This is a genomic window from Streptomyces auratus, from assembly GCF_050433025.1.
Taxonomy (GTDB): domain Bacteria; phylum Actinomycetota; class Actinomycetes; order Streptomycetales; family Streptomycetaceae; genus Streptomyces; species Streptomyces sioyaensis.
Map to the genome: position 1 here is coordinate 3,847,077 of NZ_JBNGCB010000003.1, position 15,801 is coordinate 3,862,877.

Here is a 15,801-nt window from a genome sequence, read left to right on the forward strand (position 1 = left end):
CGAGGATGTGACGTTGGTGGCTGCTGACGACGAGAAGTACATGGAGTACCTGAAGCGGGTGACGACCGAGCTTCGGCAGACCCGTCGCCAGCTTCGCGAAGCTGAGGGCAGGGACCGGGAGCCCATCGCCATCGTCGCGATGAGCTGCCGCTACCCCGGCGGTGTGCGTACTCCGGAAGACCTGTGGCAGCTGGTCGCCGAAGGGGGAGACGCCGTCTCCGGCTTCCCGGTCGACCGGGGCTGGGACGTCGACGGCGCCTACGACCCGGACCCGGAGAAGCCGGGCTCCATCTATGTGCGCGAAGGCGGCTTCCTGCACGACGCGGGGTACTTCGACCCGGCCTTCTTCGGGATGAGCCCCCGGGAGGCGCTGGCCACCGACCCGCAGCAGCGGCTGCTGCTCGAAGTGGCCTGGGAGGCCTTCGAACGCGCGGGCATCGACCCGGCGACGGTGCGCGGCTCCAACGGCGGAGTGTTCGTCGGCGCCGCCACCTCCGGCTACGGCATCGGCGTGTCCGAGCTCCCCGACGGCGTACAGGGGCTGCTCCTCGCGGGGAACGCCACCTCCGTGGCCTCCGGCCGGATCGCCTACACCCTCGGCCTCGAAGGACCCGCCGTCACGGTCGACACGGCCTGCTCCTCGTCGCTGGTCGCCCTGCACTGGGCGTGCCATGCGCTGCGCCGCGGCGAATGCGATCTGGCGCTGGCCGGCGGGGTCGCCGTGATGTGCACCCCGGCCATGTTCTTCGAGTTCAGCAGGCAGCGCGGCCTGGCCGCCGATGGCCGCTGCAAGCCGTTCTCCGACGACGCGGACGGGACCGGCTGGTCGGAGGGCGCCGGCATGCTGCTCGTCGAGCGGCTCTCCGACGCGCGCAAGAACGGCCATCCGGTGCTGGCCGTCGTCCGGGGTACGGCCATCAACTCCGACGGCGCGTCCAACGGCCTGACCGCCCCCAACGGCCCCTCGCAGCAGCGGGTGATCCGGTCCGCGCTGTCCCGGGCGGGGCTGTCGCCGAGCGATGTCGACGCCGTCGACGCCCATGGGACGGGTACCTCGCTGGGCGACCCCATCGAAGCCCAGGCGCTGCTCGCCACCTACGGAAAGGACCGCGCGGACCACGGGCCGCTGCGGCTCGGCTCGCTCAAGTCCAACATCGGCCACACCCAGTCGGCGGCCGGCGTCGGCAGCATCATCAAGATGGTCATGGCGATGCACCACGGGACGCTCCCCAAGTCCCTGCACATCTCCGAGCCGTCCCGCCACATCGAGTGGACGGCCGGCGATGTCGAGGTGCTGACCGAGGCGCTGCCCTGGCAGCAGGACGGGCGCCCGCGCCGCGCCGGCGTCTCGTCCTTCGGCATCAGCGGAACCAACGCCCACGCCATCCTGGAGGAGGCGCCCGCGGACGAGGACGCCACGGCACCGGAGGACGACGGCGAGCCCGTCCGCGCACTTCCCCTCGTCCCCTGGGTGGTCTCCGCCCGCAGCGCGGTCGCCCTTCGCGCACAAGCGGCCCAGCTACTGTCGCGGGTCACGCAGGACGAGCTGGACCCGACCGATGTCGGACACTCCCTGACCACCACCCGGACCGCGTTCGAACACCGGGCCGTGGTACTCGCGGAGGACCGGGCCGCGGCCCTGCGCGGCCTGGAGGAACTGGCCACCCAGGGCATCGAGGGAGCGGGCCCGGGAGTGGTGGGCGGCCGCACGATGCGCGGCGCCACCGCCTTCCTCTTCACCGGCCAAGGAGCCCAACGTGCCGGAATGGGACGGGAGTTGTACGCGGCCTACCCGGCCTTCGCGGCTGCGTTCGATGCGGTGTGTGCGTACTTCGATGGTGAGTTGGCAACTCCCTTGCGGGACGTGGTGTTCGGCGATGATGTGGAGCGGCTGCATCAGACTGGTTTCACTCAGCCGGCGCTCTTCGCGGTGGAAGTGGCCCTCTATCGACTGATCGAGTCCTGGGGCATCAAGCCCAAATACCTGGTCGGCCATTCCGTCGGTGAGTTGGTGGCCGCGCATGTGGCGGGGGTGTGGTCGCTGGAGGATGCGTGCCGGCTGGTGGCGGCGCGTGGTCGGTTGATGCAGGCGTTGCCGGCGGGTGGGGCGATGGTGTCGCTCCAGGCGTCGGAGGGTGAGGTGTTGCCGCTGTTGGAGGGGCTTGAGCAGCGGGTGGGTGTGGCGGCGGTGAATGGTCCGCAGGCGGTGGTGGTATCCGGTGAGGAATCCGCTGTGGCGGAGGTCGCCGGGCATTTCGAGGGGCTGGGGCGGAAGGTGAAGCGGCTCCAGGTGAGTCATGCCTTCCATTCGCCGTTGATGGACCCGATGCTGGACGAGTTCCGGTCGGTTGCGGAGAGCGTGGTGTTCGCGGAGCCGCGTATCCCGGTGGTCTCGAATGTGACCGGTGAGCTCGCTACGGCCGTGGAATTGACGTCCCCTGATTACTGGGTGCGGCATGTCCGTGACGCCGTCCGGTTCGCTGACGGTGTCCGGTGGCTCGCCGAGCACGGCGTGACACGGCTCTTGGAGCTGGGGCCCGGCGGCACCCTGACCGCGATGGCACAGGCTTGCCTCTCGGATACGGGTGACGAGGACACCGAGCGGTTGTTCCTCGCCTCCCTGCGGACGGACCGGCCCGAGACCACGTCGCTGATGTCGGCGGTGGCCGGCGCCTTCTCGTCGGGCGCACCGATCGACTGGGCGGCGTACTTCGCGGGCACCGGGGCGCGGCGGGTGGATCTGCCCACCTACGCCTTCCAGCGCGAGCGGTACTGGCTGGAATCGACGGGCGCCACACCCGAGCCGCGTGAACGGTCGGTCGTGGACGGCTGGCGCTATCGGGTGGAGTGGAAGCCGCTTGTGGCGCCGTCGGGTGGGGTGTGGGGCGGTCGTTGGCTTGCGGTGGTGGCTGCGGGTGAGGCGTGGTCCGAGGCTGTGGTGGAGGGATTGGCGGCGTGTGGGGTGCCGCTTGCGCGGGTGGAGTGTGTCGCGGGGGAGGTGGACCGGGGGTTGTTGGCCGAGCGGGTGCGTGAGGTGGCTGGTGAGGAGCCGGTTGCCGGGGTGCTGGTGGTGGACTGCGCGGATGTGGCGCGTAGTGCTGTGGTGGTGCAGGCGCTGGGGGACGCCGGTGTCGGTGGGCGTGTGTGGCTGGTGACGCGGGGGGCTGTCGCGGTGGGCCGGGCGGATGGTGGGCCGGATCCGGTGGGTGCGGCGGTGTGGGGTCTGGGTCGGGTGGCTGCGTTGGAGCTGCCGGATCGTTGGGGCGGTCTGGTGGATCTTCCGGAGGCCGTGGACCGTCGGGCTCTTGATCGGCTCGCCGGCGTTTTGGCCGATGGTGGCGAGGATCAGGTTGCGGTGCGGGCGTCGGGGGTGTTCGGGCGGCGGCTGGTGCATGCGCCGGCTCCGGCTGAAGACGTGGAGGGTGGTTGGCAGCCGCGCGGCACGGTGCTGATCACGGGTGGTACGGGCGCGCTCGGTGCTCGTGTGGCGCGTTGGGTGGCTGAGCGCGGTGCGGAGCACGTGGTGCTGACCAGTCGCCGGGGTCCGGAGGCTCCTGGTGCGGTGGAGCTGGAGGCGGAGCTGTCGGCGCTCGGTGTGCGGGTGACGGTGGCGGCCTGCGATGTCGCAGACCGGGATGCGGTCGAGGAGCTGTTGGCGGGCTGTTCCGTGGACGCCGTCGTGCATGCGGCAGGTGTAGTGGATTCCGTGCCCTTGGACGACGTGGATGCGGAGCACTTCGCCGAGGTGATGGGGGCCAAGGTCGCCGGTGCTGTGGTGTTGGACGAGGCATTGCGGGATCGGGCGCTGGATGCCTTTGTGGTGTTCTCCTCGATTGCCGGTGTGTGGGGGAGTGGTGGTCAGGCGGCGTATGCGGCGGGGAATGCCTTCGTCGAGGGTCTGGTGGAAGCACGTCGTGCGCGGGGTGCGGTGGGTTGTGCGGTGGCGTGGGGCCCGTGGGCCGGCGGCGGAATGGCCGGCGCGGAGGGCGCGGAGGAGCATCTGCTGCGGCGTGGCCTGAGGGCGCTCGATCCGGCCCTCGCGGTCTCCGCGTTGGAGTCGGCGGTCGGCGCGGGTGAGGGTTCGGTGGTCGTGGCGGATGTGGAGTGGGAGCGCTTCGCTCCGGCGTTCACGAGTGCCCGTCCGAGTCCGTTGTTGGAGGACCTGCCCGAGGTGCGGGCGGCGTTGGCTGTCGGCGTCGGCAGTGAGGGTGCCGGTGCCGGCGTGATGCGGGAGCGGCTGTCCGGGCTGTCGGTTGTGGAGCGGGAGCGCGCGCTGTTGGAGTTGGTGCGTACCCATGCCGCGGCGGTCCTCGGCTACCCAAAGCCCGAGTCGCTCGAAGCACGCTCTGCCTTCCGGGACTTGGGCTTCGACTCGCTGACCGCTGTGGAGTTGCGCGGCCGGTTGAACACCGAAACCGGTCTGCGGCTGCCCGCCACCGTCGTCTTCGACTATCCGTCGCCGGTCGATCTGGCCCGCTTCCTGGGCGATGAGCTGTTCGGCACCGGGGCGGACGCGGTCCCCGGTCTGCCGGTGCCGGCTTCCGTCTCGGACGATCCGGTGGTCATCGTCGGGATGAGCTGCCGGCTGCCCGGTGGGGTCGTCAGCCCCGAGGACCTGTGGCGGCTGGTGGCCGGGGCCGAGGACGCGATCTCCGAGCTTCCCGATGACCGTGGCTGGGACCTCGATGCCCTCTATGACCCGACTCCGGGCCGGCCAGGGAAGAGCTACTCGCGACACGGCGGATTCGTCAGCGGGGTCGACCAGTTCGATCCGGCGTTCTTCGGTATCAGCCCACGGGAAGCGGTCGCGATCGACCCGCAGCAGCGGCTGCTGCTCGAAACCTCCTGGGAGGCGCTTGAGCGTTCCGGTATTGATCCGCAGACGTTGCGCGGGAGCCGGGCCGGGGTCTTCGTCGGTTCCAACGGGCAGGACTACCCCGCCCTGCTGCTGAGCACTCCGGAAGGCCAGGACGGCTACCTCGGTACCGGGAACGCAGCAGCTGTGGTGTCGGGCCGGATCTCGTATGCGCTGGGCCTGGAGGGGCCGGCGGTCACGGTGGACACGGCGTGTTCCTCGTCGCTGGTCGCCCTGCACCTGGCCGCGCAGTCCCTGCGCTCGGGTGAATGTGATCTGGCGCTGGCCGGTGGTGTGACCGTGATGTCGACGCCGGGTGCGTTCATCGAATTCAGCCAGCAGCGTGGCCTTGCCGCTGATGGCCGGTGCAAGGCGTTCTCGGATGCTGCGGATGGCACCGGTTGGGGCGAGGGCGCCGGTGTGCTGGTCGTGGAGCGGCTGTCGGATGCTCGGCGTCATGGGCATCGCGTCTTGGCTGTGGTGGCTGGATCTGCGGTGAATCAGGATGGTGCGTCGAATGGTTTGACGGCGCCGAACGGTCCGTCGCAGCAGCGGGTGATCCGGCAGGCTCTGGCGGGTGCGGGGCTGTCTGCGGCGGATGTGGATGTGGTCGAGGCGCACGGGACGGGGACGTCGCTGGGTGACCCGATCGAGGCGCAGGCGCTGCTGGCGACGTACGGCCAGGGCCGGGAAGAGGACCGGCCGTTGTGGCTGGGTTCGGTGAAGTCGAACATCGGGCACACCCAGGCCGCCGCGGGTGTCGCCGGTGTCATCAAGATGGTGCTGGCGCTCCAGCACGGCATCCTGCCGCGGACCCTGCATGCCGAGGAGCCGTCGTCGCATGTGGACTGGTCGGCGGGCGACGTGCGGCTGCTCACCGAGGCGGTGGCGTGGCCGGAGGGGGAGCGGCTTCGTCGGGCCGGTGTATCTGCGTTCGGAGTGAGCGGCACCAACGCGCATGTGGTGATCGAGCAGGCTCCGGTGGAGGAGAGCGCGGAAGCCCAGCCGGTCGGTGGGGTGGGTGTGGTGCCGTGGGTGGTGTCCGCGCGGAGTCGGGAGGGTGTGCGGGCGCAGGCGCAGCGGTTGTTGGCGCATGTGGAGGCGCGGCCTGAGCTCGGCGCGCCGGAAGTGGGGTTTGCGCTGGCCACGACGCGTTCGGCGTTTGAACACCGGGCCGTCGTCCTCGGCACCGAGCGCGATGCTCTGGTGGACGGACTCAAGGCGCTGGCCAAGGGGGACGATGCTGCTTCCGTGGTGAGCGCCCTGGCTGCACCCGAAGCGCGATGGGCGCTGCTGTTCACGGGGCAGGGTGCGCAGCGGTTGGGGATGGGTCGGGAGTTGTACGACGCGTTCCCGGTGTTCGCCGATGCCTTTGACGCCGTCTGTGCGCACTTCGACGGCGAGCTGGCGACTCCGTTGCGGGAGGTGATGTTCGGTGCGGACGCGGAGCGTCTGAACCAGACCGGGTTCACTCAGCCGGCATTGTTCGCCGTCGAAGTGGCGCTGTTCCGGCTGGTGGAGTCGTTCGGCGTACGGCCCGACTATCTGGTGGGTCATTCCATCGGTGAGTTGGTGGCTGCGCACACCGCCGGCGTGCTGTCGCTGGAGGATGCCTGCCGTCTGGTGGCGGCCCGTGGTCGCCTGATGCAGGCACTCCCGGCGGGTGGCGCGATGGTCGCCCTTCAGGCCACCGAAGACGAGGTGTTGCCGCTGCTGGAGGGCCAGGAGCAGCGGGTGAGCATCGCTGCGGTGAACGGTCCGAAGTCGGTCGTGGTCTCCGGTGAGGAAGCGGCAGTGGCCGAGATCGCCGGGCGCTTCGGGTCCGACGGTCGGAAGGTGAAGCGGCTCCAGGTCAGCCACGCCTTCCACTCCCCGTTGATGGAGCCGATGCTCGACGAGTTCCGCACCGTCGCCGAAAGTGTGACCTACGCCGAGCCCCGTATCCCGGTGGTCTCGAACCTGACCGGCACGCTCGCCACGGCACAGGAGCTGACGTCCGCCGACTACTGGGTGCGGCATGTCCGTGAGGCCGTCCGCTTCGCCGACGGGATCCGCTGGCTGGCGGACCACGAGGTCACCCGGTTCATGGAAATCGGACCGGACGGCACCCTCACCGCCATGGCACAGGGTTGCCTCGACAGTGACGCGGACCAGGTCCTCATCCCCACCCTGCGCGCCGACGACCGCGGCGAGATATCCGCCGTACTGACCGCCGCCGGACGGGCATTCGCCCACGGCATCACCATCAACTGGCAGACCTTCTTCCCGGCCACGACCGCAACCACGGCTGTCGCCACCGAAAGCGCCACCACCGACACTCCCACCCCCGCCCGCACCCCCATCGACCTCCCCACCTACGCCTTCCAACACCAGCGCTACTGGCCCCGGTTCACGGGCCTGCCGGCCGGCGATCTCGGCTCTGCCGGACTGGAGTCCGCGCATCACCCCTTGCTGGGCGCTGCCCTCTCCCTGGCCGACAGCGCAGACCGCACGGACAGCACGGACAGCGCGTACGGCACCGTCGAGACCGGCGCCGTGGTGTTCACCGGGCGGGTGTCCGTCGCCGCTCAGCCCTGGCTCGCCGAGCATGTCGTCTCGGGCTCGGTCCTGCTCCCCGGTACCGCTTTCCTGGAGCTGGCCGTCCGTGCCGGGGACCAGGTCGGTTGCGGGCAGGTGGAGGAACTGACGCTGCAGGCGCCCCTCGTCCTGCCGGAGCGAGGTGCCGTACAGCTCCAGGTGGCCGTCGGGGCCGCGGACGAGTCCGGGCGCCGGACGCTGGGCGTCTACTCCCGGCCGCAGGACGCGGAGACCGAACAGCCCTGGATACGCCACGCTGCCGGCGTCCTCGGCACGGACAGTGCGGCGCCCGGCGCTGACCTGTCCCAGTGGCCGCCGGCCGGTGCGGAGCCCGTCGCCGTCGAGGGGCTGTACGAGGGGCTGACGGCGGCGGGGTTCGGCTATGGGCCGGTCTTCCGCGGGCTGCGCCAGGTATGGAGCCGTGGCGACGAGTTGTTCGCCTCCGTCGAACTTCCGGAGAGCGCCGTTCCCGACGCTGCCGGCTTCGGGCTGCACCCGGCGCTGCTGGACTCGGCACTGCACGCACTCGGACTCGTGGCCGCGGACCAGGCCGACGAGGGCCGGGGCAGGCTGCCCTTCTCCTGGTCGGGGGTGACGCTGCACGCGTCCGGAGCGTCGGTGCTGCGTGCCCGGCTGTCCGTGCACGGTCCCGACGCGGTCGCCCTGGAGTTGGCCGATGCCTCGGGCGGGCCCGTCGCGACGATCGACTCCCTGGTCCTGCGACCGGTGTCGGCAGACGGGATCGCCCAGGCCAAGGCCGGCCGGCAGGACACCGCGCTGCACACGATGGACTGGATTCCGCTGCCGGAGCCCATCGAGGTCAGCGGGCACACCGCGCCCCCGGTACCCCTCGATGCGGCCGTCGACCCATCCGACGGGACCGACGGGACCGACGGCACCGTCAGCCCACTCGACCTGACCGCGATCGGCGCGTCCGTGTACCCGGACCTCGATTCGCTTCCCCGGGGCGAGGTGCCGTCCCACGTCCTGCTGCGGCTGGACGCTCCCGGCGGTGACCCGGCCGCCGCCGCGCACACCGCGACCCATCGGGCGCTCGGGCTCCTCCACGCATGGCTGGCCGAGGAGCGGTTCGCCGCGGCCCGGCTGGTCGTCGTCACCCAGGGCGCGGTCACCGTGGACGAACGGCGTCCGGATCCGGCGCTGGCCGCCGTCTGGGGGCTGGTCCGGTCGGCGCGGTCGGAGAACCCGGACCGGTTCACGCTGGTCGATCTCGACGGGGCGAGCGAGTCCCTCGCCGTGCTTCCCGCCGCACTGGCCTGCGACGAGCCCGAACTGGCCGTCCGCGCAGGCCAGGTCTACGTCCCGAGGCTCAGCAGGCACGTACGGCCGGATGCGCTGCCCGTGCCCGGCCAGGGCAGCGCGTGGTGCCTGGACATCGCGGAGAAGGGCACGCTGGAGAACCTGCACCTCGCGGAGTCCCCCACGGCGCAGGCCGAGTTGGGTGCCGGGCAGGTGCGGATCGCGGTACGCGCCGCCGGGCTGAACTTCCGTGATGTGCTGAACGCACTCGGGATGTATCCGGGTGACGCCGTGGCCTTGGGGATCGAGGGCGCCGGCGTGGTCACCGAGGTCGGACCCGGGGTGACCGGGTTCTCCCCGGGCGACCGGGTGATGGGGCTGTTCACCCAGTCCTTCGGTCCCCTCGCGGTGGCCGACGGGCGCACCCTGGCCCGTATACCCGAGGGCTGGTCGTTCGCGCAGGCGGCGTCGGTTCCGGTGGTGTTCCTGACGGCGTACTACGCCTTGGTGGACCTGGGGGAGCTCCAGGCGGGCGAGTCGGTGCTGGTACATGCCGCCGCGGGTGGTGTGGGGATGGCCGCGGTGCAGCTGGCGCGGCATCTGGGCGCGGAGGTGTTCGGTACCGCGAGCCCGGGGAAATGGGAGACCCTGCGCTCGTCGGGTCTGGACGAGGCGCATATCGCGTCGTCGCGTGATCTGGACTTCGAGCGGTCGTTCCTGGACGCGACTGCGGGCCGGGGTGTCGACGTCGTGCTCGATTCCCTGGCGCGGGAGTTCGTGGACGCCTCGCTGCGACTGCTGCCGCGGGGCGGGCGGTTCCTGGAGATGGGCAAGACCGACGTCCGCGACGCACAGGAGGTGGCGGCCGCACACGCGGAGGTGCGCTACCAGGCGTTCGATCTGTTCGACGCCGGTCCGGAGCGGATCGGGGAGATGCTGACCGCACTCGTCGCCCTCTTCGAGCAAGGCGTGCTGCGGCCCCTGCCGCTCACCGCGTGGGACGTACGGAAGGCACCCGAGGCGTTCCGCTACCTCAGCCAGGCCAAGAACGTCGGCAAGGTCGTGCTGACGATGCCGGTTCCGCTCGATGCGGAAGGGACGGTCCTGGTCACGGGCGGTACCGGTGGGCTGGGCGCGCTGGTGGCCCGGCATCTGGTGGCCGAGCACGGGGTTCGCCATCTGCTGTTGGCGAGCCGCCGCGGCCCGCAGGCTCCGGGCGCCGACGTGCTGCGCGACGAACTCGCCGCCCTCGGCGCAGAGGTCACCGTCGCCGCCTGTGACACCGCCGATCGCGAGGCGCTGCGCGGGCTGCTCGGCTCCGTCCCGCCGCAGCATTCGCTGACCGCGATCGTGCACACGGCCGGAGTGCTCGACGACGGCGTGCTGTCCTCGCTGACGCCCGAGCGGCTGGATGCGGTGCTCGCGCCGAAGGCGGACGCGGTGCGCACCCTGCATGAGCTGACCCGGGACGAGGACCTGGCGGCGTTCGTCGTCTTCTCCTCCGTCGCCGGCATGTTCGGCGGCTCGGGGCAGGGCAACTACTCGGCGGCGAACGCCTTCCTGGATGCGTTCGCGCAGGCCAGGAACGGTGAGGGACTGCCCGCCACGTCACTGGCATGGGGCCCGTGGGCCCCCGGCGCGGGGATGACCGGCGAGCTGACGGACGCCGACCTCACGCGCATGGCGCGGGGCGGCATGCTGCCGTTCACGGCCGAGCAGGGCCTGGCGGCGTTCGACGGCGCATTCGGGACGGCCGAAGCGGTCTACGCCCCGGTGCGGCTCGATCATGCGGCGCTGCGGGCACCGCACTCCGCGCCGCCGGCGCTGCTGCGCGCTCTGGTGACCGGGTCCGCCCGGCGCTCGGCCGCGTCGGCGTCCCCCGGTGACGCCGCGGAGAGCCTGCGGACCCGGCTGGCCGCGCTGCCGGCCGCCGAGCGGGAGCCGGCGGTGCTGGAACTCGTCCGCTCGCAGGCAGCGCTCGTGCTCGGGCACACCGGCCCCGAAGCCGTCGAGCCCGCACGGGACTTCCGTGGCCTGGGCATCGACTCGCTCACCGCCGTCGAGCTGCGCAACCGGCTGGGCGCCGCGACCGGGCTGCGGCTGCCGGCGACGCTCGTCTTCGACTACCCGTCGCCGGTGGCACTGGCCGGCCATGTGTGCACCGAACTGTTCGGAGACGAGCCGGCCGCCGTCCCGGCCGCCGTGGCCGAGCGGCCGGCGACGGGCGAGGAGCAGCTCGCCATCGTCGCCATGAGCTGCCGGTTCCCGGGCGGGGCGGGCAGCCCCGAGGAGTTCTGGCGGCTGCTGGCCGACGGCGTGGACGCGCTGTCGCCGCTGCCGGCCGACCGGGGCTGGCAGACCGATGACGACGCGGCCCGGGTCGAGGGCGGATTCCTCCACGACAGCGGCGACTTCGACGCGGACTTCTTCGGCATCTCGCCGCGTGAGGCGGTCACCATGGACCCGCAGCAGCGGCTGCTGCTGGAAATCTCCTGGGAGGCACTGGAGCGCGCCGGCATCGATCCGGCGGTGCTGCGCGGCAGCCGCACCGGCGTGTTCGCGGGGACGAACTACCAGGGCTACGGCTCGGCCGCGCACACCCTGCCCGAGGGGACCGAGGGGCAGTTGCTCACCGGCCATGCCACCAGCGTGACGTCCGGCCGGGTCTCCTACGCGCTCGGGCTCGAAGGGCCCGCCGTCACCGTCGACACGGCCTGTTCGTCGTCGCTGGTGGCGCTGCATCTGGCCGCGCAGGCCCTGCGGCTCGGGGAGTGCGATCTCGCCTTCGCGGGCGGGGTGACCGTGATGGCCACCCCGGGTGCCTTCGTGGAGTTCGGCCGGCAAGGGGGACTGGCGGGCGACGGGCGGTGCAAGGCCTTCGCCGACGACGCGGACGGCACCGGCTGGGGCGAGGGCGCGGGCATCGTTCTCGTCGAGCGGCTCTCCGACGCGCGGCGCAACGGGCACCCGGTACTCGCCGTGCTCCGCGGCTCCGCGGTCAACCAGGACGGCGCGTCGAACGGTCTGACCGCCCCCAACGGCCCCTCCCAGCAGCGGGTCATCCGGGCCGCGCTGGCCAACGCCGGGCTCGACGCCCATGAGGTGGACGCGGTCGAGGCACACGGCACCGGGACCGCACTGGGCGATCCGATCGAGGCACAGGCGCTGATCGCCACCTACGGTCAGGACCGTGCGGCGGACCGGCCGTTGTGGCTGGGGTCGGTGAAGTCGAACATCGGACACACCCAGGCCGCGGCCGGCGTCGCCGGTGTGATCAAGATGGTGCTGGCGCTCCAGAAGGGCGTGCTGCCCCGCACACTGCACGTCACCGAGCCCTCCTCGCACGTCGATTGGTCGGCCGGCGAAGTGCGGCTGCTGACCCGGGCCGAGGAGTGGCCCCAGCGCGAACTGCCGCGCCGGGCCGCGGTGTCCTCGTTCGGGATCAGCGGCACCAATGCGCATGTGGTGCTGGAGCAGTACGGGACGGCGGACGGGGGGCCGGAGGGGGACGACCTGCACCCCCTCGACGACACGGACGAGGGGCTTGTCGCTCGGCCGGAGCCCGTCGTCTGGCCGCTGTCCGCCCGGTCCGCCGCCGCACTGCGCGACCAGGCGAAGCGGCTGCGCGCCCACCTCGCCGACCGCCCGGACCTGCCGGTACGCGACGTCGGGTACTCGCTCGCCACCACCCGGGCCGCCTTCGACCACCGGGCGGCGCTGGTCGCCGGGGACCGGGACACGTTCCTGACGGGACTCGCCGCGCTGGCCCGCGGGGAGGACTCGGCGGAGCTGGTGCGCGGGCGCGCGGACGCCGGTGGGAAGCTCGCCTTCCTCTTCAGCGGCCAGGGCTCCCAGCGCGCCGGCATGGGACGCGAACTCCATGCGCGCTTCCCCGCCTATGCGGCGGCCTTCGACGAGGTCTGCGCGGAGTTCGACCGCCACCTCGAACGGCCGCTGCGCGCACTCGTCTTCGCGGACGAGGGCACGCCCGAGGCCGCGCTGCTCGACCGCACCGCCTACACCCAGCCCGCCCTGTTCGCCGTGGGAACGGCACTCCACGCGCTCGTCGGATCGTGGGGGATCAGGCCCGAAGTCCTGATCGGCCACTCCATCGGAGAGCTGACCGCCGCGCACGTGGCCGGGGTGCTGACCCTGCAGGACGCGTGCCGTCTGGTCGCCGCCCGCGGCCGGCTGATGCAGGCACTGCCCGAAGGCGGCGCCATGATCGCCGTCCAGGCCGCCGAAGAAGAGGTGGCGCCCCTGCTGGCGGGCCTGGCGGACCGGGCGGGGATCGCCGCGGTGAACGGGCCCTCGGCCGTCGTCGTCTCCGGCGAGCAGGACGCGGTCACCGAGATCGCCGGACAGCTGGCCGAACGCGGGCGAAAGACTAGGCGTTTGCGGGTCAGCCATGCGTTTCACTCTCCACTGATGGACGCGATGCTCACGGAGTTCGGCGAGATCGCGCGGGGAGTGCGCTATGCACCGCCGCGCCTTCCCGTCGTCTCCAACCTCACCGGGGAACCGGCGACCGACGCCGACCTGACCTCGCCCGAGTACTGGGTGCGGCATGTGCGGGAGGCCGTCCGCTTCTGCGACGGCATCCGCCGCCTGGAGGCCGACGGCGTACGGACGTATCTGGAGCTGGGGCCCGACGGCGCGCTCGCCGCCACGGCATGGGAGAGCCTGCGCGCGCCCGATGAGGACACCGCCGCGCTCCCCGTCCTGCGGCGCGACCGGCCCGAGGTGCGCAGCGCCCTCCGTGCCGCGGCGAGCCTGCACGTACGCGGACTCGGGGCGGGTCCCGCCGCGCTGTACGGCACGGGGGCGCGCCGGGTCGAGCTGCCCACCTACGCCTTCCAGCGCCGTCGGTACTGGCTGGAGCCGGCCGGTGTGCAGACCGCGGCCGATGCGGCGCAGACGGTGGACGACCAGTTCTGGGCCGCCGTGGAGCACGCCGACCCGGGCGAGCTGGCCGAGCGTCTCCACCTGGCCGGTGACGCTCCGCTGAGCGAGGTGCTGCCCGCGCTGTCCTCGTGGCGCCACCAGCAGCGCGAACGCACCGTCGCCGACGGCTGGGAATACCGCGTCACCTGGCGGCCGGCCGGCGACGCCCCGGCTCCGGTGCTGTCCGGCACCTGGCTGCTCGCCCACCCCGCGGGCCGCGGCGGCCGTGCCTGGGAGACGGCGATCGCAGCCGGACTCACCGCCCATGGGGCAGCCGGGGTCGTCCCGGTCGAGGTCGACTGCGGTCGCGCCGACCGCAAGTCGCTCGCCGACCAACTGGGCACGCTGCTGGCCGAGTCGGGCCCCGTGGACGGCGTGCTGTCCCTGCTCGGCACGGACGAGGAGCCGCACCGGAGCCAGCCCGCCACGCCCGGCGGGCTCGCCGCCACCATGGCCCTCGTCCAGGCCCTCGACGACCTGGGCACCGGCGCACCGCTGTGGTGCGCGACCACCGGGGCCGTGGCGGTCCGGGAGCGCGAGGCCGTGCCCTCTCCCGTACAGGCCGCGGTCTGGGGCCTGGGGCGGGTCGCCGCGCTGGAGCAGCCGCAGAGCTGGGGCGGTCTGGTCGATCTGCCCGCGGAGCCCGATGAGCGGGCCGTGGAGCGGCTGTGCGCGGTCCTGGAGGCCGGGCCGGGCGAGGACCAGGTCGCCGTCCGCGGCTCGGGGGTGTTCGTCCGGCGACTGGTCCGGGCCCAGGCCCCGGACACCGCCGGGCCCGGCACCGACGAGCCGTGGACGTGCGCCGGAACCGTCCTGATCACCGGGGGCACCGGCGCGCTCGGCGCGCATGTGGCCCGCCGGCTGGCCGACCGGGGCGCCGCACACCTGGTCCTGGCGGGCCGGCGCGGTATGCAGGCCGAGGGCGCGGCCGAGCTGCAGGCCGAACTGACCGCCCGCGGCACCCGGGTGACGGTCGCCGCCTGCGACGCCGCCGACCGGGAGGCGCTGGCGCGGCTGCTGGCCGAGCACCCCGTCGACGCGGTGTTCCACGCCGCGGGGGTGCTCGACGACGGGCTGATCGCCGGGCTCGACGGCGCCCGCCTGGACGCCGTGCTGCGCGCCAAGATGGCGGCCGCGGCACATCTGCACGAACTGACCGACGGCCTGACCGCGTTCGTGCTGTTCTCGTCCTTCGCCGGTACGGCGGGGGCGACCGGCCAGGCCAACTACGCCGCCGCCAACGCCTACCTGGACGCCCTCGCCCAGCACCGGCACGCCCTGGGCCTGCCGGCCACCTCCCTCGCCTGGGGCCCGTGGGCCGGCGCCGGGATGGCGGCCGGCGCCGCGGGCGACGAGCAGCTGGCCGAGCGCCTCGCCCGGGGCGGTATGGGCACGCTCGACCCGCGGCTCGCGGTCGACGCGCTGGAGCGGGCAGTCACCCGTGGCGACACCACGCTGACCGTGGCCGATGTGGACTGGGCGCGGTTCGTACCCGGCTTCACCGCGGTGCGGCCCAGTGCGCTGTTCGCCGATCTGCCGGAGGCGCGGCGCGCGTCCCCGGAACGCGAGTCCGCGGACGGTGACGGACCGGGCGGTCTCCAGGCGCTGCGCGCGCAGCTGGCCGGGCGGAGCGAGACGGACCAGGAACGCGTCCTCGTCGCCCTCGTCCGGACCAGTGTCGCCGGTGTCCTCGGGCACGACTCCGTGGACGCGATCGACCCGAAGCGGGCGTTCAGCGAGCTGGGCTTCGACTCGCTCATGGCCGTCGAGCTGCGCAACCGGCTCGGTCTCGCCACCGGCACCCAGCTGCCCGCCACGCTGCTGTTCGACCACCCGACCGCCGCGGCCCTCGCCCGCCATCTGCGGACGCAGGTCGCGGCGGGGGAGACGGCCGGGGCGCTGCCCGCGCTCGCCGAGCTGGACCGGCTGGAGGACCTGCTGGCGGAGGTGGCGCAGGACGATCCGCAGCGGGCCAGGATCGCCTCCCGCCTGCAGACGCTGCTCACGAAGTGGCACGAGCCGGCGGACACCGAGGCGGTGACGCAGGACGACGCCGGGGTGAGCGACCGGATCAACTCCGCCACCGCAGACGAGATCTTCGACTTCATCGACAACGACCTCGGCATGTCATGACACGCCGGCCGAAGAACCACCGGAACCGCCAC

1 protein-coding gene is annotated in these 15,801 nt (G+C 72.7%); it reads left to right on the top strand.

What is annotated here, in order from left to right:
• Window positions 1–16 precede the first annotated feature (16 nt).
• Window positions 17–15,769, top strand: a complete 15,753-nt coding sequence (locus tag BKA18_RS36085; RefSeq protein ID WP_429638756.1) for a type I polyketide synthase — start codon at window positions 17–19, stop codon at window positions 15,767–15,769.
• Window positions 15,770–15,801 lie beyond the last annotated feature (32 nt).